This is a genomic window from Streptomyces sp. NPDC008163 (assembly GCF_042956885.1).
Lineage (GTDB): Bacteria > Actinomycetota > Actinomycetes > Streptomycetales > Streptomycetaceae > Streptomyces > Streptomyces drozdowiczii_A.
The window spans coordinates 410,214-429,781 of record NZ_JBIBHG010000006.1; the positions used below are offsets into that span (position 1 = coordinate 410,214).

Annotated in this window: 16 protein-coding genes; 7 read left to right on the plus strand and 9 right to left on the minus strand. The window is 72.8% G+C overall.

Annotation, left to right across the window (positions count from 1 at the left end; all coding sequences use genetic code 11):
- Window positions 1-3: 3 nt before the first annotated feature.
- On the minus strand, window positions 4-1,704 hold the full coding sequence (locus ACFZAT_RS16720; protein WP_391264969.1) for a protein kinase: 1,701 nt from the start codon (window positions 1,702-1,704) through the stop codon (window positions 4-6).
- A 359-nt stretch (window positions 1,705-2,063) separates the two neighbouring features.
- Here ACFZAT_RS16720 and ACFZAT_RS16725 point away from each other — a divergent pair, with 359 nt between their 5' ends.
- The 6 genes from ACFZAT_RS16725 to ACFZAT_RS16750 all read left to right on the plus strand — a co-directional run bounded on the left by ACFZAT_RS16725 (window position 2,064) and on the right by ACFZAT_RS16750 (window position 9,299).
- Window positions 2,064-3,701 (plus strand): protein kinase, encoded by a 1,638-nt coding sequence (locus tag ACFZAT_RS16725; RefSeq protein WP_391264970.1) that lies wholly within the window; start codon window positions 2,064-2,066, stop codon window positions 3,699-3,701.
- A 70-nt stretch (window positions 3,702-3,771) separates the two neighbouring features.
- A complete protein-coding gene (locus ACFZAT_RS16730) occupies window positions 3,772-4,272 on the plus strand; it encodes a hypothetical protein (RefSeq protein ID WP_391264971.1) in 501 nt (166 codons plus the stop codon).
- Window positions 4,273-4,378: 106 nt separating this feature from the next.
- On the plus strand, window positions 4,379-5,002 hold the full coding sequence (locus tag ACFZAT_RS16735) for a helix-turn-helix transcriptional regulator (protein WP_391264972.1): 624 nt from the start codon (window positions 4,379-4,381) through the stop codon (window positions 5,000-5,002).
- A 38-nt stretch (window positions 5,003-5,040) separates the two neighbouring features.
- Complete coding sequence (locus ACFZAT_RS16740) at window positions 5,041-5,808, plus strand: ATP-binding cassette domain-containing protein (RefSeq protein WP_391264973.1); 768 nt, start codon at window positions 5,041-5,043, stop codon at window positions 5,806-5,808.
- Entirely contained in the window at window positions 5,805-8,660 is a 2,856-nt protein-coding gene (locus tag ACFZAT_RS16745) for an FtsX-like permease family protein (RefSeq protein ID WP_391264974.1), read from the plus strand. The genes ACFZAT_RS16740 and ACFZAT_RS16745 overlap by 4 nt, the downstream gene beginning before the upstream one ends.
- Window positions 8,661-8,753: 93 nt before the next feature.
- A complete protein-coding gene (locus ACFZAT_RS16750; RefSeq protein WP_073966598.1) occupies window positions 8,754-9,299 on the plus strand; it encodes a bacterial proteasome activator family protein in 546 nt (181 codons plus the stop codon).
- A 70-nt stretch (window positions 9,300-9,369) separates the two neighbouring features.
- Here the strand turns inward: ACFZAT_RS16750 and ACFZAT_RS16755 are convergent, their stop codons facing one another.
- The 7 genes from ACFZAT_RS16755 to pdhA form a co-directional block, all read right to left on the minus strand.
- Window positions 9,370-10,359, minus strand: coding sequence for a zinc-binding dehydrogenase (locus ACFZAT_RS16755; protein WP_391264975.1), 990 nt, complete (start codon window positions 10,357-10,359; stop codon window positions 9,370-9,372).
- Between the two features lie 32 nt (window positions 10,360-10,391).
- Window positions 10,392-11,465, minus strand: coding sequence for an NAD-binding protein (locus ACFZAT_RS16760; RefSeq protein WP_391265028.1), 1,074 nt, complete (start codon window positions 11,463-11,465; stop codon window positions 10,392-10,394).
- 20 nt (window positions 11,466-11,485) lie between these two features.
- Window positions 11,486-13,042 carry a molybdopterin-binding protein gene (locus ACFZAT_RS16765; RefSeq protein WP_391265029.1) on the minus strand — a complete coding sequence of 519 codons (1,557 nt, stop codon included), beginning with the start codon at window positions 13,040-13,042 and terminating at the stop codon, window positions 11,486-11,488.
- A 647-nt stretch (window positions 13,043-13,689) separates the two neighbouring features.
- Window positions 13,690-14,538: an NTP transferase domain-containing protein gene (locus ACFZAT_RS16770; RefSeq protein ID WP_391264976.1), complete on the minus strand. Its 849-nt coding sequence runs from the start codon at window positions 14,536-14,538 to the stop codon at window positions 13,690-13,692.
- Window positions 14,539-14,581: 43 nt separating this feature from the next.
- A complete protein-coding gene (locus tag ACFZAT_RS16775) occupies window positions 14,582-15,943 on the minus strand; it encodes a 2-oxo acid dehydrogenase subunit E2 (protein WP_391264977.1) in 1,362 nt (453 codons plus the stop codon).
- Window positions 15,943-16,974, minus strand: coding sequence for a transketolase C-terminal domain-containing protein (locus ACFZAT_RS16780; RefSeq protein ID WP_391264978.1), 1,032 nt, complete (start codon window positions 16,972-16,974; stop codon window positions 15,943-15,945). Before ACFZAT_RS16780 ends, ACFZAT_RS16775 begins: the two co-directional genes overlap by 1 nt.
- Complete coding sequence (pdhA, locus tag ACFZAT_RS16785) at window positions 16,971-18,134, minus strand: pyruvate dehydrogenase (acetyl-transferring) E1 component subunit alpha (RefSeq protein ID WP_391264979.1); 1,164 nt, start codon at window positions 18,132-18,134, stop codon at window positions 16,971-16,973. The genes ACFZAT_RS16780 and pdhA overlap by 4 nt, the downstream gene beginning before the upstream one ends.
- A gap of 216 nt (window positions 18,135-18,350) precedes the next feature.
- Between pdhA and ACFZAT_RS16790 the strand changes: the two genes are divergently transcribed.
- Window positions 18,351-18,857, plus strand: a complete 507-nt coding sequence (locus ACFZAT_RS16790; RefSeq protein ID WP_391265030.1) for a winged helix-turn-helix transcriptional regulator — start codon at window positions 18,351-18,353, stop codon at window positions 18,855-18,857.
- A 15-nt stretch (window positions 18,858-18,872) separates the two neighbouring features.
- Here the strand turns inward: ACFZAT_RS16790 and ACFZAT_RS16795 are convergent, their stop codons facing one another.
- Window positions 18,873-19,475, minus strand: a complete 603-nt coding sequence (locus ACFZAT_RS16795; RefSeq protein WP_391264980.1) for a TetR family transcriptional regulator — start codon at window positions 19,473-19,475, stop codon at window positions 18,873-18,875.
- Between the last annotated feature and the right edge of the window lie 93 nt (window positions 19,476-19,568).

Consider the following 19,568-nt stretch of genomic DNA (forward strand, 5'->3'; position numbering starts at 1 on the left):
GGCTCAGTTGCCCGTGCCCGTGCCCGCCGTGCCCGCCGTCGTTCCGGCGGAGGCGCCTTCGGCGACGCCGCCCGGGGCGCCCTCCGAACCCTCGGCCGCACCCTCGCTGGTACCGGTGCTGCCTCCGTCGCTGGTACCCGTGCTGCCGCCGTCACTCGTGCCGGTGCTGCCGCCCTCGGTGGTCGTGCCGGTGTCGCCGGTGTTCCCCGTACTGCCGTTGCTGGAACCGTTGCTGCTGTTCCCGCCGGCGCCGTTGCCGCTTCCGCCGTCGTCCGTACCGCCGTTGTCCGTGCCGCCCGTGCCCGGCTGGGGCGAGCTGGCGGACGGGGACTCGGAGGTCTTGCTCGGGGTGGGCGACGGCGACCAGGTGTCGTCGTCCCAGCCGCCGCCGGTGCTGTCGCCCGGCTGCTGGGTGTCGTCCTGGGTGTCGTCGGGGGTCGGGGTGGGGGAGTCCTCGGTCGGCGTCGGCGCGCTGGAGGTCTCCGTGGGCTGCTTCTCGTGCTTCTGGCCGCCGCCGTTCGCCGCGTTGAGCGCGATGGCCACGCCCGCGCCGATCGCGATCAGGGCGAGCACGACGAACAGCCACAGCTTGCCGCGGCCGCCGCCCTGCCGGGTGGAGCCGCCGTCGTAACCCCCGTCGTCCGGGTTCATCGGCGGCAGGATCGGGGACTGCGAGGTGTCGCCGTGCTGCGGGTAGCCGCCCATGGCGCGCGTGGCGCCGGTCATGCCGCCGGGCGGGGTGCCGGGCCCGTCGTTGAGGACGACCGGGCCGGTGTTCCACGTACCGGTGTGGCCGCCCTGCACCTGGAGCATCTGCAGGCCGTACTGGACCAGGCCGCGCATCTCCTCGGCGCTCTGGAAGCGGTCGTCCGGGTCCTTCGCCAGCGAGCGCATGACGAGCCCGTCCAGCTCCGGCGGCACCGATTCCAGGATCTGCGACGGCGGGACCGGGGTGTCCTGCACATGCTGGTACACCACGGACAGCGGCGTCTCACCCGTGAACGGGGGCCGCAGCGCCAGCAGTTCGTAGAGCAGGCAGCCGGTGGCGTACAGGTCGGAGCGGTGGTCGACGGCCTTGCCGAGCGCCTGCTCGGGGGAGAGGTACTGCGGCGTGCCCATGACCATGCCGGTCTGCGTCATCGTGGACTGCGCGCCGTGCAGCGCGCGGGCGATGCCGAAGTCCATCACCTTGACCGCGCCGGAGTTCGTGATGATCACGTTGGCGGGCTTGATGTCGCGGTGCACGATGCCGTGCTGGTGCGAGTAGGCCAGCGCCTCCAGGACCCCGGAGACGATGATCAGCGCCTGCTCCGGCGGCGGGGCCTCGGCGTTGATCAGCAGGTCGCGGATGGTGCGGCCCTCGACCAGCTCCATCACGATGTACGGCACGGTCTGGCCGGCGACGGTGTCCTCGCCGGAGTCGTACACGGCGACGACCGCGTGGTGGTTGAGCCCGGCGACCGACTGCGCCTCGCGCGTGAAGCGGGCCTTGGAGACCGGGTCCTCGGCGAGGTCGGAGCGCAGCAGCTTCACCGCGACGGTGCGCCCGAGCCGGACGTCCTCCGCCGCGAACACCTCGGCCATGCCGCCCCGGCCGAGCCGGTGGGTCAGCCGGTAGCGTCCGTCGCCGACGACCCCGCCGATGCCCCAGGAATCGGTGCCATCCGGAACGCCGCCGCCGTTTGCTTCGGGTTCGGGTGCCATCAGTCCTCGCCGTCGTATCTGTCCGCGTCTGTCCGCGCGTCCGCGCGTCCGCGGGGTCTCACGGTGCCTTGCTGCGTCGCCGGCTTCGCTGCCGGCCGCATTGCCCCGTCACGCTACAGCCTCGGTAGGACAGGCCGATTCGGCGCCGGACCGGCCATCCAATCGGCTGGCGCGCCGCCGACGCAAATTCCATGCTGATCCTGTAACGCTTCCGAGACGCTTCCAGCGCGTACGGTCACGGAACGGGCACCCGGCTTGACGTGTCGTACCCCTACGGCAGACTTGGCCGGTAATTACGGATGATCGCGTGAGTCGCGCGCCGAATTCCCGGGAGTCGCGCGCCAAGGGGGAAGCAAGTCATGAGCCACGACGGCGGACACGGTTCGCAGGGTCGTTACGCGGGCGGGTCCGTCGCCGGCGGCCGCTACCAGCTGCGCGACCTGCTCGGCGAAGGCGGGATGGCGTCCGTATACCTGGCGTACGACTCCGCCCTCGACCGGCAGGTCGCGATCAAGACACTCCACACCGAGCTGGGCCGCGAGCAGTCGTTCCGCGAGCGCTTCCGCCGCGAGGCCCAGGCCGTGGCCAAGCTCCAGCACACCAACATCGTCTCGGTGTTCGACACGGGCGAGGACGAGCTCGGCGGCGCGCTGATGCCGTACATCGTCATGGAGTACGTCGAGGGGCAGCCGCTCGGCTCCGTACTCGCGGCGGACATCCGCTCCCAGGGCGCGATGCCGGCCGACAAGGCGCTCAAGGTGACCTCGGACGTGCTGGCCGCGCTCGACACCAGCCACGAGATGGGCCTGGTGCACCGCGACATCAAGCCGGGCAACGTCATGGTGACCAAGCGCGGTGTCGTGAAGGTCATGGACTTCGGCATCGCCCGCGCCATGCAGTCGGGCGTGACGTCGATGACGCAGACCGGCATGGTCGTCGGCACCCCGCAGTACCTCTCCCCCGAGCAGGCCCTCGGCCGCGGCGTCGACGCGCGCTCCGACCTGTACTCGGTCGGCATCATGCTGTTCCAGCTGCTGACCGGGCGGCTCCCCTTCGACGCGGACTCCCCGCTCGCCATCGCGTACGCGCATGTGCAGGAGGAGCCGGTCGCCCCGTCCACCATCAACCGCTCGCTGACCCCGGCGATGGACGCCCTCGTCGCCCGCGCGCTCAAGAAGAACCCGAACGAGCGCTTCCCGAGCGCGGCGGCCATGCAGGACGAGATCGCGCGCGTGCTGAGTGCGAGCGGCCACACCGGTGCCCCGGTGATCGTCGGCGACGGCGGCGCACCGGCCAACAGCGGCTCCGGCGTCGGCTCGGCGGTCTTCCCGCCCGTCGACCAGTCCGCACCGGCCCCGCAGAGCGTCCAGACGCCGTACCAGCCGGGCCCGTACCAGTCCCCCGGCCCGTACGGCCCGGCGACGCCGGCGCCCGCCACCAATCCGTCGTACGGCTACCCGCAGACGGCCGCCCCGGCCTACCAGAGCCCGGCGCCGATGCAGCACCAGACGCCCGCGCCGTACACGATCTCCCCGCAGACAACGACGTCCCCGGCCTCGGGCGGCGGCTCCAAGCGGAACATGCCGGTGATCATCGGCTCGATCGTCGTGGCCCTGGTCGCGATCGGCGGCCTGATCACGGTCATCGCGATGAACGGCGACGACAAGGGCGGCGCGGATGCCAAGGCCACCGAGTCCCCGTCCGGCGAGCACCGCGATCCGGAACGGAACCGGACCATGAAGACGGAGGACTGCACGGACGCGTCGGAGGACACCGACGACCCGCAGAAGGTCGACGCCCCGAGCTTCATGTACAAGGACATCCTCTCGGTGCGCTCCTGCGCGGACGCGGCGGGCTGGACGCTCAAGGTGAAGAAGGTCCCGGGCAACGCGTACGCGGAGGACCAGGTCATCAACCAGTTCCCGTCGTCCGGGACCGCGGTGCCCGAGGTCGGCGCGCACTTCGAGCTGGAAATCGCGACGGGGGACCCCGCCTAGGGCCTGGCGGGAGCCATCCGTACGCCTCGTCCGGGATGCCGGTCGTACCGTCGCGTGTGACGGTGGCCGCATGGCTTCGGTACGGCTCCGCGCGCGCTCTTCCCGGGGCGTGGCCTGCCTGGCGCTGACGGCGGCGGCGACCCTGGGGGCCGCCGCGCCGGGCGCCTCCGGGACGCCTTCGCCGTCCCCCTCCGCTTCCCCTTCGCCGGGCGCTGTCCCTCCGCCGGCCGCTTCTCCTTCGCCGGGCGCGTCCCGGTCCGTTGACGCGCAGTCCCCGCTCGCCGGGTGGCCCGCCGGGGCGGGGCGGCAGCGGCCCGGGCGGTCGGCCGCCGAGGTGGCGCGGCAGGACGCGCTGGAGGACCGGGAGCCACGGCCCTCGCCCTCCGAGTCCGCCACCGTGCCGGTCTTCACCCCCGACCCGGCCGACTTCCGCGATCCCCCGCCCGCGGGCCGGCAGGCCCTGAGCGGGACGACCGTGCGGCGGGTCCAGCAGCTGTCGCTCGGCGCGGGAATCGCCCTGGTCGGACTGGGTCTCGGCTTCCTCGCGCTGCGGATGCGCCGCGCCCGCTGACCGTACGGTGCCCCTTCCGCCCTCCTTCCGTACCGCTTCCGTACCGCTTCCGTACCGCTTCCGCGGGGACTTGCGGTGATCAACATACTCGGTATACATACTCAGTATGTCGATCCGTCACGGGCTCCTCGCCCTCCTGGAGCGCGGGCCGCGCTACGGCTCCCAGCTCCGCACCGAATTCGAGTCGCGCACCGGCTCCACCTGGCCGCTCAACGTCGGGCAGGTGTACACGACGTTGAGCAGGCTGGAGCGCGACGGCCTGGTCGTCCAGGACGGCGAGGACGACCAGGGCCACGCCCTCTACTCGATCAGCGACGCCGGGCGCACCGAGCTGCGCGCCTGGTTCGAGACTCCGGTCGACCGCAGCAACCCGCCCCGTGACGAGCTGGCCATCAAGCTGGCCATGGCGGTCGGGGCGCCCGGCGTCGACATCAAGGCCGTCATCCAGGCCCAGCGCCACCACACGGTGAAGGCGATGCAGGACTACACCCGCCTGAAGGCGCGGTCCCTCGCCCAGGCTCCCGCCAACCGCGACGAGGTGGCCTGGCTGCTCGTCGTGGAGCAGCTGATCTTCCAGGCCGAGGCCGAGGCGCGCTGGCTCGACCACTGCGAGGCCCGGCTGACCCGCCTCGCCGAAGCCGCCGCCACGGAGCCGGAGGAGGGCCCGTCCGCGGGCCCGGCCGGCCGCACCGCCGCTCGGCCCTCCGCCCGTTCCCGCACGCGCCGCTGAGTCCGACGCCTCTACATCCACCGTTCCGAGAGGGAACCATGTCCCTGCACGTCCCGTCTCCGTCCGCCCCGCCCCTGCCGGTGGACGCACCGGTGCTCGAACTCCGTTCGCTCACCCGCACCCACGGCACCGGCATCGCCGAGGTGCAGGCGCTGCGCGGCATCAGCCTGTCGGTGCACGCCGGTGAGCTCGTCGCCGTCATGGGCCCGTCCGGCTCCGGCAAGTCCACCCTGCTCACCCTCGCCGGCGGTCTGGACACCGCGAGCGGCGGCCAGGTGATCATCGAGGGCCAGGACATCTCCACGCTCGGCCGCAAGGGGCTCGCCGCCCTGCGCCGCCGAAGCGTCGGCTACGTCTTCCAGGACTACAACCTGATTCCCGCCCTGACCGCCGCCGAGAACATCTCCCTGCCGCGCGAGCTCGACGGCGTCTCGGTCCGCAGGGCCCGCAAGGAGGCCCGCGCCGCGCTGGAGGAGATGAACCTCCTGGAGATCGCGGACCGCTTCCCGGACGAGATGTCCGGCGGCCAGCAGCAGCGCGTCGCCATCGCCCGCGCGCTGGTGGGGGACCGGCGCCTGGTCCTCGCCGACGAGCCGACCGGGGCGCTCGACTCCGAGACCGGCGAGGCCGTACTCGCGCTCCTGCGCAACCGCTGCGACCAGGGCGCGGCCGGCGTGATGGTCACGCACGAACCGCGTTACGCGGCCTGGGCGGACCGGGTCGTCTTCCTCCGGGACGGTTCGATCGTGGACCAGACGCTGACGGTCGGAGCCGATTCGCTGCTGGCCGCCGGGGGAGCCGAGTGAGCCTCTTCACGGGGTGGCGAGCCGCCCTCCGGATCGCCCGCCGCGACGCCCTGCGGGCCAAGGGCCGCAGCGCCCTGGTCGTCGCGATGATCGCGCTGCCGGTCCTCGGGGTGACGGCCGCCGACATCACGTACCGCAGCGCGGAGCTGAGCCCGGCCGAGAAGCTGACGGCCGAGATCGGCTCGGCCGACGCGGTGTACAGCGACGTCGGCCTGGGGCCGATCCAGCAGATGCCCGACGGCGACATGTACGACAGGGCGAGCGGGAAGGAGCCCTTCGAGGAGCCGGAGCCGATCGACATGCGCTCCGTGCTCCCGAAGGGCGTACGGGCGATCAGCGAGCAGTCCGTGTCAGCGACGGTCAGCACCTCGTACGGCATCGCGAGCACCGAGATCATCGAGCTCAGGACTTCGGACCGGATGGCCCGGGGGCGGATCGGCCTCGTCGGGGGCGCGTTCCCGCGCTCCGCCGACGAGCTGGTGGCCACCGAGGCGTTCCTGGAGTCGGCGGGCCTGGAGGTGGGCTCCGGCATCGAGGTGACGACCTCCGGCAAGAAGTACACGATCACCGGCGCGGTCGAACTGCCCGCCGACCTGAGCGCGAAGCAGCTGTACGCGGAGCCGGGCGCGGTGATCGCCCCGTGGGCGGCCCTGGCGAAGCACGACAAGAAGGTGCCGGCGCCCCAGCCGGGCGAGACGCGGTGGCTGGTCGAGGGGGCGGGGGAGGCCGGGATCGTCTGGAAGGACGTGCTAGCCGCCAACAAGGCCGGTGCCCTCGTCACCTCCCGGCAGGTCTTCGAGAACCCGCCGCCGGACTCCGAGATCCCGCTGCTGCGGACGAACCCGCAGTACGCCGCCGACCGCAGCTTCACGTCCGACGAGACCAGCGCCGCCCTGATCACCGTGGTCGCGATGGCGCTCCTGGAGGTCGTGCTGCTGGCCGGACCCGCGTTCGCCGTCGGCGCCCGTCGCTCCCGGCGCCAGCTGGGCCTGCTCGGCACCTGCGGCGGCGACCGGAGCCAGGTCCGCGCGGTCGTCCTCGGCGGCGGTCTGGTCCTCGGTGGCGTCGGCGCGGTCGCCGGTGTCGTGACCGGTCTGGCGCTGACGGTGCTGTTCCGGCCGATGATCGAGGGCTGGGCCGGTCACCGTTTCGGCTCCCTCGCGCTGCATCCCGCCGAACTCCTGGTCATCGCCGTGCTCGGTCTGGTCACCGGCCTGCTGGCGGCGTTCGCCCCGGCGATCGTGGCCGGCCGCCAGTCGGTGCTGGAGTCGCTGACCGGACGGCGCGGGGTGCGCCGGAGCTCCCGGGTACTTCCGATCACGGGCGCCTGTGTGCTCGCGGTCGGGGTGCTCATCGCGGTCTACGGGGGCACCAGCGGCAACTCCACGCTGGTCGCCGGCGGCTCGGTCGTCGCCGAGCTGGGCCTGCTGGCCTGTATCCCGGTGATCGTCGGGCTGCTGGGCCGGCTCGGGCGCAGGCTCCCGCTGTCGCCCCGGATGGCGCTGCGGGACGCGGCCCGCAACCGGGGCCGTACCGCTCCGGCGGTGGCTGCCGTGATGGCAGCGGTCGCGGGGTCCGTCGCCATCGCGACGTACATGTCCAGCAGCCTGGCCGAGTCCGACTACGCCTACATGCCGATGCTGACCAAGGGCACGATCGCCCTGACGGCCGGTGATCCCGAGGCCGCCGAGCGGCTTCCGGCGGCCCGTGCCGCCGTCGAGCACGACATGGCGGTGACCGGCGCCCGGGCCGACATCTCCCGGGTCTGGGCGGGCAGCGACTGCAACGTCTACTACGAGGACGAGAACAGCGGCTGCGGCTCCCTCTCGCTGGTCAAGCCGACCGGCAAGGGCCACACCTGCCCGCTCGACACCAAGGGCGCCAAGGAGCTGGCCGCACGGCTCTCCGCCGACGAGCACCGCGCGATGATGCGGACCCCCGCCTGCGTGGACGTGCACAACTCCACCGGGTCCTTCAGCTACGACTCCGACAACATCGTCGTCGGTGACGCGGCGCTGCTCGGCACGTACGTGAAGCTGGACGATCCGGCGGCGGCCGCCGCGCTGAAGGCCGGCACCCCGGTCCTGCTCAACGAGGCGTACGCGGAGAACGGCGAGGTCACCCTCAAGACCGTCCACACGTACAACGCCAAGGACAAGAAGAACCGCGCGCTGCACCCCGGGCCCGCCCGGAAGACGAAGGACCGGCTGAAGGTGTACATCGCGAAAGCCGAGTACGCCACGACGCCCGGCATCCGCATGATCCTCCCGCAGCGGACCGCCGAACGCCTCGGGCTGCACACGCAGCCGCTCGGCAGTGTGTACGCCGTCGCCCACGACCCCACGGAAGCGGAGAACCAGCGGGTCTCGGCGGCGATCGACCAGGCCGGGGGCGGTCTGTGGGTGCAGACCAACTCCGGGCCCAACGACCGGGGCAGCACGATCCTGCTGATCCTCACCCTGTTCGCCGGGGTAGTGACGCTGGGCGCCGCCGCGATCACGACCGGCCTGGCCAAGGCGGACGCGGAGGCCGACCTCACCACGCTCAGCGCGGTCGGCGCGCCCCCGCGCGTACGGCGCTCCCTCTCCGGATTCCAGTGCCTGGTGGTGGCGCTGACCGGGGTGCTGCTCGGGACGGCGGCGGGTCTGGTGCCCGCGGTGGCGCTGCGGCTGGTCGATCTGCGCGAGGCGATGGAGTACATGCGGCAGCAGCCCATGGAGTCCGCGTACACGCCGATCGTGCTGCCCTGGGCGACCATCGGCCTGCTGGCCGTGGCGGTCCCGCTGCTGGCGGGCGGCCTCGCGGCGCTCTTCACCCGCTCCCGGGTGGCCCTGGCGAGGCGGGCCGGCTGAGCGGCTGCGCTATTCGGTGCCCCCGGGGCGGTGGATCAACCGTTTCCGGGGGCACCACAGTGTTGAAGACCATGTGTGCGAGACAATGGCGGCATGGAGATGCCGAGGAATGAACGGTCGCAGGAGCACCCCCAGGTCCTCGTAGTGGGGCAGGACGGCATGGCGATCGGCGGCGGTGGCACTGACGACGAGTCGCGGGAGGTCCCGGTGACGGAGATGGTCGAGCAGCCCGCGAAGGTCATGCGGATCGGCAGCATGATCAAGCAGCTCCTGGAGGAGGTCAGGGCCGCTCCTCTCGACGAGGCGAGCCGGGTGCGGCTCAAGGAGATCCACGCCGGTTCCGTGAAGGAGCTGGAGGACGGCCTCGCGCCGGAGCTGGTGGAGGAGCTGGAGCGGCTGTCCCTGCCGTTCACCGAGGACTCGGTCCCCTCCGAGGCAGAGCTGCGGATCGCCCAGGCCCAGCTGGTGGGCTGGCTGGAGGGCCTGTTCCACGGCATCCAGACCGCGCTGTTCGCCCAGCAGATGGCGGCCCGCGCCCAGCTGGAGCAGATGCGCCGCGCCCTGCCGCCCGGCAGCGGCCCGGAGGAGGACGGCGGAATCGACCCGCACGGCCCGGTCCGCTCGGGGCCGTACCTGTAACCGACCACGTACGAGAGAAGGGCCCGGCACACAGCGGTGTGCCGGGCCCCTTCCGTACGCTCGCGTGCGCTCAGACGCCCGTCGGCGGCTGGAGCAGCACCTTGCCGATGTGGGTGCTGGACTCCATGACGCGGTGGCCCTCGGCGGCGTCCCGCATCGGCACCGTCCGGTCGACCACCGGCTTCACGACACCCTCCTCGATGAGCGGCCAGACGTGCTCGCGGACGGCCGCGACGATCGCCGCCTTCTCGGCGAGCGGGCGCCCGCGCAGCGAAGTCGCGGTGACGGCAGCCCGCTTGTTGAGCAGCATGCCGAGGTTCAACTCGCCCTTGGCACCGCCCTGGAGCCCGATGATCGCGAGCCGGCCGTTGACGGCGAGCGCCTGCACGTTCCGGTCGAGGTACTTCGCGCCCATGATGTCGAGGATGACGTCCGCGCCGGCCCCGGCCGTGGTCTCGCGGATCTCCTCCACGAAGTCCTGCTCGTGGTAGTCGATCAGGATGTCCGCGCCCAGCTCGGCGCAGCGCGCCAGCTTGTCGGGGCTGCCGGCCGTCACGGCGACCCGGGCGCCGACCGCCTTGGCGAGCTGGATCGCCATCGTGCCGATGCCGCTGGACCCGCCGTGCACCAACAGGGTCTCGGCGGGGCGCAGATGGGCCACCATGAACACGTTGGACCAGACCGTGGCCGTCACCTCGGGCAGCGCCGCGGCCCGCACGAGGTCGAGACCCTTGGGCACGGGGAGGAGCTGGCCCGCCGGAACGGCGACCTTCTCCGCGTAACCGCCGCCCGCGAGGAGTGCGCATACCTCGTCGCCGACGGCCCAGCCGGTGACCCCGGGCCCGACGGCGGAGACACGGCCGGAGCACTCCAGGCCCGGGTAGGGGGAAGCTCCCGGCGGCGGGTCGTAGAAGCCCTGGCGCTGGAGCACATCGGCCCGGTTGACCGCACTGGCCACGACGTCGACGAGGACTTCGCCGTCGCCGGGGACGGGATCGGGCACCTCGGCCCAGACGAGCGCCTCGGGGCCACCGGGTTCGGGGATCGTGATCGCATGCATGGCCGCGAGGCTACTCCGTGGGCGGGGCGGTCTCAGGAACGCGGGACGCCCTGGTGCGGCGGGTGGGTGGGCGGCTCGTTCGAGGCGCGGACGATGGTGATCAGGCGGTCCGTCAGCTGCAAGGGGCTCGCCGCCGGGTCGTCGTAGCCGAGCAGCCGGTGGCCCCGCAGCACGTTGACGACGAGGTCGTCGGTCTCCCGCACGCTCTTGCCGACCTCGCTCTTTATCACCGGCCGTTCGACCAGATCGAGGCCGCTGCCCTGCTGGATGAGGTCCTCCATGACCGTGCCCGCGCTGGGGCTGAGCACGGAGAGGCCGAGCAGCCGGCCCGCCGCGCTGGCACTGGTGATGACGGCGTCCGCCCCGGACTGCCGCAGCAGCGGGGCGTTCTCCTCCTCGCGGACCGCGGCGACGATCTTCGCTCCCCGGTTGAGCTGGCGGGCGGTCAGTGCGACCAGCACCGCGGTGTCGTCGCGCTGGGTGGCGATGATGACCTGTCGGGCCTTCTGAAGCTCGGCGCGGAGCAGCACATCGCTGCGCGTGGCGTCCCCGACGACCCCGGTGAAGCCTTCGGCGTTGGCGACCTCGATCACCTTGGACTGCGGGTCGACGATGACGATCTGTTCCTTGCTCAGCCCGGTGGCGCACAGGGTCTGGATGGCCGAGCGGCCCTTCGTCCCGAACCCGACGACGACAGTGTGGTCACGCAAGTTGGTTCTCCAACGCTTCAGCCGGAAGTCCTCCCGGGTCCGCTCCGTGAGGACCTCAAGGGTGGTGCCGACCAGGATGATGAGGAAGAGCACACGCAGCGGTGTCACGAGCACCACATTGGTGAGACGGGCCCCGTCGCTGTACGGGGTGATGTCGCCGTACCCGGTGGTCGAGAGGGTGACCGTCGCGTAGTACACCGAGTCCAGCAGGTCGACCTTGCCGTCGGCCGCGTCGTGGTAGCCGACCCGGTCGACCCAGACGATGAACACGGTGATGGCCAGCACCATCAGAGCCATCATCAGCCGCTTGGCGACCTGACGCGCCGGCCCGTCCACGACCCGGCGCGGAAGCATCACCCGGGTGGGGACGACCTGTTCGCCGGCCCGCCTGGCCATCGCGTCATGGCCGGGAAGTTTCACGTGAAACACCCTTCAGTCCACGGCGTCGCCGAGGCCCACGGTAGATCGAGGATCTCCACCTCGGTGCCGGACCGTACCCCGCCCGGCTCCACGACGGCCAGCCCGTCTGCGGCGGCGATCCCGCGCAGCATGGCGGGACCGTTGTAGTGCAGTGGTACGACGTGCTCTGCCCCGCCCGCGGTTCCGGGTTCTCCGGCCGCACGGTGGACCACGGGCACCAGCCGGGTGTCGTGTGGATGCCCGTGCACATCGTCGCGCACGGCTGCCAGGTACGGGTCGTCGGGGGTGCGCCCGGCCAGTCCGCCGAGGAGCGGCCCGGCAAGGGTGAGCAATCCGGAGACGGCGGCCAGCGGGTTGCCGGGCAGCCCGACGAGCCAGGGCCCGTCGGAGGGGAGCCGGGCCAGCAGCATCGGGTGGCCGGGCCGCACGGCGACCCCGTCGACCAGGAGCTCGGCCCCGATCCGGCCGAGGACGCGGTGGACGTGGTCGACGGGCCCGGCGGCGGTGCCGCCGGTCGTGACGATCAGGTCGGCCCCGGAGTCGGTGAGCGCCTTCCACAGGGCCTCCGCGTCGTCGCCGAGGCGCTGCGGTGGCGTGACCTCGGCGCCCAGCGCGTGTACCCAGGGCCCGATCATGGGGCCCAGCGCATCGCGGATCAGCCCGTCGTGCGGCAGCCCGGCGGTCAGCAGTTCGTCGCCGAGGACCAGGACGTCGATGCGCGGCCGGGCGCGGACGGGCAGCTCGTCGTACCCGGCGGCCGCCGCGAGGCCGAGCACGGCGGGCGTGACGACCGTGCCGGGCGGGAGCAGGATCTCCCCCGACCGGCATTCCTGGCCGCGCGGCCGGATGTCCTGCCCCTGGCTCACGGAACGCTGCGCGTACAACATGCCCTTCGCCTCGTCGGCCTGCGCGTGCTCGCTGCGGATGACGGCGGTGACCTCGGCGGGGATACGGGCACCCGTGGCGATGCGCACGGCTTCCCCGTCGGCCGGCGGAGCGGGCACGCCGTGCCCGGCGAGGATGCCGCCGCCGTCCTGGATGCGCCAGGGCCCGGGTCCGGCGACGGCCCACCCGTCCATGGCCGAGGTGTCGAAGGACGGCAAGTCGGTGAGGGCGGTCAGCGCCTCCCCCAGAACCCGCCCCAGGGCCGCACCGAGCCCGAGCCACTCGGTACGCACAGCCCCCCGCTGCCCGGCCCGCGCGGCAACGGCCCGGGCCGCCTGCCAGGAAATCGCCGCGTGCCGGGTGCCGGCCTGTCCCCCGGCGGGCCCGGCGTCGGGACCGGAGGCACCGCCGGAACGATGACTCGGCCGGCCTCCGTCGCGGAGCGCGTGGGCCACGTGGGCGGCGGACGCGTCGGAGCCGAAATCTACCGGCCGATCAGCACCCCCGGCACCGCCCGCCGGGACATCCGCGCTGGAGTCCAACGACACGCCAGAACGCCAGGGGTCGCCGACCACCTCAGCAGCGGAAACGTCGGAGCCGGAACCTACCGGCCGATCAGCACCCCCGGCACCGCCCGCCGGGACATCCGCGCTGGAGTCCAACGACACGCCAGAACGCCAGGGGTCGCCGACCACCTCAGCAGCGGAAACGTCGGAGCCGGAACCTACCGGCTGATCCGTGAGGCCGGTTCCGCTCAGCGGGGCGTCCGGCCGGGGGACCGACGAGGCGGCGGGGCGGTCGCCCGGCTCACCGGGGCCCCGGCGGGCGTCGCCCGCCCGGGCAGCGGGCGGGTCTGGGTCCTGGCCTGCAGGCCGGTGGGAGCGGCCGGGTCGGCCTGCACGGTCGGCGCCGGGGCCCGTCGGCGCGGCGGGGTGAGCCCGCTCGCCGGGGGCCGGGGCGTCCGACCAGTCGTCGTGGAGGCTGGTGAGCCAGTCGCCCGGCAAGGGGTGTTGATCGCTCGGCGGCCCGGCGGGCCGGTCGGACCGCGCGCCGTCCGACCCGTCCTCCGCGTCGCGAAGCGGCTGGCGGCGCACGAGGGCCAGGGCCTGGGCGACAGCCCGCTCCTCGTCGGCCCGCGCAGCCGCCTCGGCGGCGGCTCGACTCCCCGATGCGCCGCGCCCGGCGCGACGCTCGTCCACGGACGCCGCCTCGCCGCCGAGTTCGCCGGAGCCTTCCGGCTTCCCGGCCCCCCCAACCTCCTCGGAGCACCCGAGACCGCGGGGGCCTTCAGATGCACCGGGCCCCCCGGACCCCGTCACGGTGTCCCGTTCTCGTCCGCCCACCGGAGCGCGAGCGCGGTCGCCCTGCGGGCGGCCTCCGCCACGGCCTCGGGCCCTCCGCCGTCGCCGCTCGCCTTCGCCGCCGCGTATCCGACCAGGAAGGTCGTCAGGGGCGCGGCGGGCCGGGCGACGCCATGGGCGGCGTCACGGGCGAGGTCGAGCAGGAGGCCGGTGTCGACGTCGAGGTCGATGCCGAGTTCTTCCTTGACTGCGGTGATCCATTCGTCCAGCACCGTCCCATGTTCTCTGATCCGGGCCCGGGCCGAAGCGATGTCCTCCCAGGTGTCGCAGTCGAACGAGGCGAGAGGGCCCGCCGCCACCCGGCACAGCGTCAGTTCCTGTGTGAGCAGCCGCAGCGGCAGTCCCCCGAGGCCCCCGTGCTCGGCGGCGAGACAGGCCAGTTCGCGACGGAGCGGCTCGCCCCGGTAGACGGCGACGAGAGGCTGGTCGCGCCCGCCCTCGTCGGAACAGAGAGCGCCTTCGACGCCCTCCCGCCCCGAGGCGGACAGCAGGGCCGCGACCGTATCGGCGCCCAGGAAGGGCAGATCGGCGGAGAGCACGAGCACCCGCTCCGCCGAGGTGTGCCGGACCCCGGCCCCCAGCGCGGCCAACGGCCCCCCGCCGGGCGGGACTTCGCGTGCCCAGGTCACCGCACGCGCGGTGGGCCGCCGGTCCCCCACCACCACGGTGATCCCGGCGTCGGGGCAGGACGCGAGGACCCGGTCGAGGAGCGGACGCCCGCCCACCCGCACGGCGGGCTTGTCGGCACCGCCCAGCCGCTTGGCGGCCCCTCCGGCGAGAACGATGGCGTCGTACGCGGTCATGCCCCGAGTATGCGGGGCCCGGCGACCGGACCCCGCGTCGCCCCTACACGCTCCGCAGCAGCATCGCCGGCTGCTCCACGCAGTCCGCCACGTACCTCAGGAAGCCCCCGGCGGTGCCGCCGTCGCAGACCCGGTGATCGAAGGTCAGGGAGAGCTGGACGACCTGACGCACGGCGAGCTGGCCCTCGTACACCCACGGCTTGGGGACGATCCGGCCGACGCCCAGCATCGCGGCCTCGGGGTGGTTGATGATCGGCGTCGAGCCGTCCACCCCGAAGACCCCGTAGTTGTTGAGCGTGAACGTGCCGCCGGTCAGCTCGGCCGGTGTCAGCGTGCCCGTTCTGGCCGCCTCGGTCAGCCGGGCGATCTCGGCGCCGATCGACTCCGTGGTGCGGGCGTGGGCGTCCCGTACGACGGGGACGACGAGACCCCGGTCGGTCTGCGCCGCGAACCCGAGGTGGACCTGCGGCAGCCGGACGATCTCGCGCGCCTCCTGGTCCACCGTGGAGTTGAGCTCCGGGTAGCGGGCCAGGGCAGCCGTGCAGATGCGGGCGAGGAGGGCGAGCACCGACACCTTGGGCGTACCGGCCCCGGCGGCGCCGTTCATCGCGGCGCGCGCGGCCATCAGCCCGGTCGCATCGGCGTCGACCCAGCAGGTGGCGTCGGGGATCTCCCGTCGGCTGCGGGCCAGCTTGTCGGCGACCGCTCCCCGTACACCGCGCAGCGCGACCCGCTCCCCGACGGGCGCGGAAGAAGCGGCGGGCTCCGGGGCGGGCGCCTCGGCGGCCGACCGGATCGCGGACTCGACGTCGGCGCGCAGGATCAGCCCGTCGGGCCCCGACCCGGCGAGCCTGCGCAGATCCAGATCGTGCTGCCGCGCGAGCTTGCGGACCAGCGGGGACACCACCGCGACCGGCCCCGACACGGGGTCGGGCACGGGCGCCGGAGCAGGTGCCGGTGCAGGTGCCTGTGCCGGTGCCGGTGCCGCAGTCTCGACGGACGCCACAGGCACGGCTACCGCCGCCTTCAGCCCCTCCGGCCGGACCCGCCGGCGCCGCACGGGCGGCGCCCCGGTCCCGTACCCCACCAGCACGTTCCCGGACCCGGAATCCTCCGTACCGGAATCGGCGTCCGCACCGTCCCCAGCGGATTCCACGGGAGATCCGACGGCCACGGTCAGCAGCGGCGCACCCACCGGAAGTTCGGTGCCCTCGTCGCCGAAGCGGGCGGTCACCACGCCCCCGTACGGGCAGGGCACTTCCACCATCGCCTTGGCCGTCTCGACCTCGACCACCGGCTGGTCGATGGCGACGACGTCCCCGACCTCCACCAGCCAGCGCACGATCTCGGCCTCGGTCAGCCCCTCGCCGAGATCCGGAAGCTTGAACTCAAGAACCTGAGGCATCAGTTGTCCGCCTCCCACTGGAGCCGCGCCACGGCGTCGAGGACCCGGTCCACACCGGGAAGGTGGTGCCGCTCCTGCATCGGCGGCGGATACGGGATGTCGAAGCCGGCGACCCGCAGTACCGGTGCCTCCAGGTGGTGGAAGCACTGCTCGGTGATCCGGGCCGCGATCTCGCCGCCGGGCCCGCCGAAGCCGGTGGACTCGTGGACGACGACCGCGCGCCCGGTGCGGCGGACCGAGGCGGCGACGGTCTCGTCGTCGAACGGCACCAGCGAGCGCAGATCGACCACTTCGAGGTCCCAGCCCTCGTCGACCGCCGCCTGCGCGGCCTCCATGCAGACCGGCAGGGACGGCCCGTAGGTGATCAGCGTGGCGCTGCGGCCTGGGCGGCGCACGACGGCCCGGCCGATGGGCTCCACGGCGGTGGGGTGCTCCGGCGACCAGTCCGCCTTCGCCCAGTACAGCCGCTTCGGCTCCAGGAAGACCACGGGATCGTCCGAGGCGATGGAGACCCGCAGCAGCCCGTACGCGTCCTCGACCGTGGCCGGGGTGACGACATGGAGACCGGGGGTCGCCATGTAGTACGCCTCCGAGGAGTCGCTGTGGTGCTCGACGCCCCCGATGCCGCCGCCGTACGGCACCCGGACGGTGATCGGGAGCGGCATCGCGCCCCCGGTCCGGTTCCGCATCTTGGCGACATGGCTGATGAGCTGCTCGAACGCCGGATACGCGAACGCGTCGAACTGCATCTCGACCACGGGCCGCAGCCCGTACATCGCCATGCCGACCGCCGCCCCGAGGATGCCCGCCTCGGCGAGCGGGGTGTCCGTACAGCGCTCGTCGCCGAACTCCTTCGCCAGGCCGTCGGTGATCCGGAAGACCCCACCGAGCGTCCCGACGTCCTCCCCCAGGACGTGCACCGTGGGGTCCTCGGCCATCGAGTCGCGCAGCGCACGCCCCAGCGCCTGCGCCATGGTGGCGGGCTTGGCCTTCGCCGTCCGTTCGCCGGCCGTCACCGCTGCCGTGGTCATCGCGCCGCTCCCCCGTCCTCCGTGCCGTGCTGGTCGCTCTCCGCGGCCAGTTCCTGTCGCAGCCGGGCCGCCTGCTCCCGCAGCTGCGCCGTCTGCTCCGCGTACACATGGCCGAAGAGGTCCATCGGGTCGAGCACCGGGTCCGCGTTCATCCGCTCCCGCAGCGCCGCCGCCATCCGTTCGGCGGCCGCCCGTGCCTCTTCCACCCCCTCGCCGTCGAGCAGGCCGCGCCCGGTCAGCTCGCGCTCCAGGAGCTGGACGGGGTCGTGGTCCCGCCACGCCTCGACCTCGCTGTCGCCGCGATAGCGGGTCGCGTCATCGGCGTTCGTATGGGCGTCCATGCGGTACGTGACCGCCTCGACCAGCGTCGGACCGCCGCCGCTCCTGGCCCGGGCGACCGCCTCGGAGAGCACCTGGTGCACCGCCGCCGCGTCGTTCCCGTCGACCAGCCGGCCGGGCATGCCGTAGCCCACGGCCTTGTGGGCCAGGGACGGCGCCGCCGTCTGCTTGGCCAGCGGTACGGAGATGGCGAAGCCGTTGTTCTGCACGAGGAAGACCACCGGGGCCTTCCAAACCGCCGCGAAGTTCAGCGCCTCGTGGAAATCGCCCTCACTGGTGCCGCCGTCGCCGACCATCGCCAGCGCGACCACGTCGTCACCCTTCAGCCGCGCGGCGTGGGCCAGACCCACGGCATGCGGCAACTGGGTGGCGAGCGGGGTGCAGAGCGGGGCGATGCGGTGCGCGCGCGGGTCGTAGCCGGTGTGCCGGTCGCCCCGCAGCAGCGTCAGCGCCTCGACCGGATCGAGGCCCCGGGCCACCGCCGCGAGCGTGTCGCGGTAGCTGGGGAAGAGCCAGTCCCGCTCCTCCAGGACCAGGGCGGCCGCGATCTCGCACGCCTCCTGGCCCGTGCTCGACGGGTAGACCGCCAGCCTGCCCTGCTTCGTCAGGGCCGTCGCCTGGGCGTTGTACCGCCGCCCGCGCACCAGCTCCGCGTAGAGCCGCAGCAGCAGCTCGGGATCGGCGTCGGCCACCGCGTCCGTACCGAGGACCCGGTACGGTTCCGGGTCCGGGAGCAGCGGCGCGGGATCGGTCAGCGGCTTCCAGGCCGGGGGCGGCGTGGGCCGGTAGGCGGCCGCACCGGGCAGCTCTTGGACCGTCATGACAGGCACCTCCGAGCATCGAGGGGTGTCGACATATGGTGATATATCGAAAACGGCGTGAAGCACAGGTGTGGCGTGCCTCACCTACCGATTGTTCGGTCGCGAGCGCATTTTGGCTACAGGCACCGCCAGCCTGTGGACAAACGGTTTTCCACAGCCTGGGATAGGGGCAGGTCGTCCAGGACGGGGAGGCGCGGGAACATGCCAGCTGAACAAATGGCCGACGGGGCCGAGGGGCCGGGCCACGTTCCACCGGCACGCCCGCTCGATTCCATCGACCACGCCATCCTGCGACTGCTCCAGACGGACGGACGCGCCTCGATACGGTCGGTGGCCGACCGCGTCCATGTCTCGCGCGCGAACGCGTACGCCCGGATCAACCGGCTCATCGAGGACGGCGTGATCCGGGGCTTCGGCGCGCGGGTGAACCACGAGCGGGCGGGGCAGGGCGCCTCCGCGTACATCACGCTCAAGATCGTCCAGAATTCCTGGCGGACCGTCCGCGAACAGCTCCAGGCGCTGCCGGGAGCCACCCATATCGCGCTGGTCAGCGGCGATTTCGACGTCCTGCTCCTGGTGCACACACCCGACAACCGGACCCTGCGCGAGCTGGTGCTGACCCGCATTCAGGCCATTCCGGAAGTGCTCTCCACGCGCACGCTGCTGGTGTTCGAGGAAACGGACCTCGACCCGGGAACGGATCGCCCCACGGAGCTCGCCTGAGCGGATACGGGCAGGTCAGCGGGGGCCCGTACCGGCCTTCATGCCGTCGAAGGCCAGCCGCACCACCGTGTCGGCGAGACGCTCCCCGTCCGCGCCGCCGTCGGGCAGCGGCCGGTACCACTCAACGAGCGAGTTGACCATCCCGAACAGCAGCCGCGTCGCGAGCCGTATGTCCACGTCGGAGCGGAGATCGCCGTCCGCGACGGCCGCCTTCAGCAGTTCCGCGACCCGCTGGTCGAACTCGCGCCGCCGCTCCAGGGCCCAGCGCTCGGTCTTCGTGTTGCCCCGCACCCGAAGCAGCAGCGTGACGTAGGGGAGTTCGGCTATCAGCACCTCGACGGTACGACGCGTGACGTACTCGACCCGCTCGATCGCGCGGCCCCGCGTCGCCCCCGGCTCGTCGAGGATCCCGAACAGCCCGTCGAGGGCCCGGCTGACCGCTCGGCGCAGCAGCTCCTCCTTGCCCGCGACGTGGTGGTAGATGGACGACTTGGAGATTCCGGCCGCCTTGGACAGGTGCTCCATGGACGTGCCGTCGTAGCCGCGCTCGTTGAACACACGGACGGCGACGGTCAGCAGAGTCTCCGGTGTGTACGTGTCCCGCTTGGCCGTGGTCATGTCCGCGATCCTCCCCTACGAGTTGTCCACAGGTTTCGTGGGCCCCCTTGTCCCGACCGATCGTTCGGTTACTCTAACTCTGTCCGCCCGTAC

Bases quoted from the DNA above. Each gene is read 5' to 3' on its own strand.
- ACFZAT_RS16720 (WP_391264969.1), bottom strand. From the start codon at position 1,704: ATGGCACCCGAACCCGAAGCAAACGGCGGCGGCGTTCCGGATGGCACC.
- ACFZAT_RS16725 (WP_391264970.1), top strand. From the start codon at position 2,064: ATGAGCCACGACGGCGGACACGGTTCGCAGGGTCGTTACGCGGGCGGG.
- ACFZAT_RS16730 (WP_391264971.1), top strand. From the start codon at position 3,772: ATGGCTTCGGTACGGCTCCGCGCGCGCTCTTCCCGGGGCGTGGCCTGC.
- ACFZAT_RS16735 (WP_391264972.1), top strand. From the start codon at position 4,379: ATGTCGATCCGTCACGGGCTCCTCGCCCTCCTGGAGCGCGGGCCGCGC.
- ACFZAT_RS16740 (WP_391264973.1), top strand. From the start codon at position 5,041: ATGTCCCTGCACGTCCCGTCTCCGTCCGCCCCGCCCCTGCCGGTGGAC.
- ACFZAT_RS16750 (WP_073966598.1), top strand. From the start codon at position 8,754: ATGGAGATGCCGAGGAATGAACGGTCGCAGGAGCACCCCCAGGTCCTC.
- ACFZAT_RS16755 (WP_391264975.1), bottom strand. From the start codon at position 10,359: ATGCATGCGATCACGATCCCCGAACCCGGTGGCCCCGAGGCGCTCGTC.
- ACFZAT_RS16760 (WP_391265028.1), bottom strand. From the start codon at position 11,465: ATGGCCAGGCGGGCCGGCGAACAGGTCGTCCCCACCCGGGTGATGCTT.
- ACFZAT_RS16770 (WP_391264976.1), bottom strand. From the start codon at position 14,538: ATGACCGCGTACGACGCCATCGTTCTCGCCGGAGGGGCCGCCAAGCGG.
- ACFZAT_RS16775 (WP_391264977.1), bottom strand. From the start codon at position 15,943: ATGCCTCAGGTTCTTGAGTTCAAGCTTCCGGATCTCGGCGAGGGGCTG.
- ACFZAT_RS16780 (WP_391264978.1), bottom strand. From the start codon at position 16,974: ATGACCACGGCAGCGGTGACGGCCGGCGAACGGACGGCGAAGGCCAAG.
- pdhA (WP_391264979.1), bottom strand. From the start codon at position 18,134: ATGACGGTCCAAGAGCTGCCCGGTGCGGCCGCCTACCGGCCCACGCCG.
- ACFZAT_RS16790 (WP_391265030.1), top strand. From the start codon at position 18,351: ATGGCCGACGGGGCCGAGGGGCCGGGCCACGTTCCACCGGCACGCCCG.
- ACFZAT_RS16795 (WP_391264980.1), bottom strand. From the start codon at position 19,475: ATGACCACGGCCAAGCGGGACACGTACACACCGGAGACTCTGCTGACC.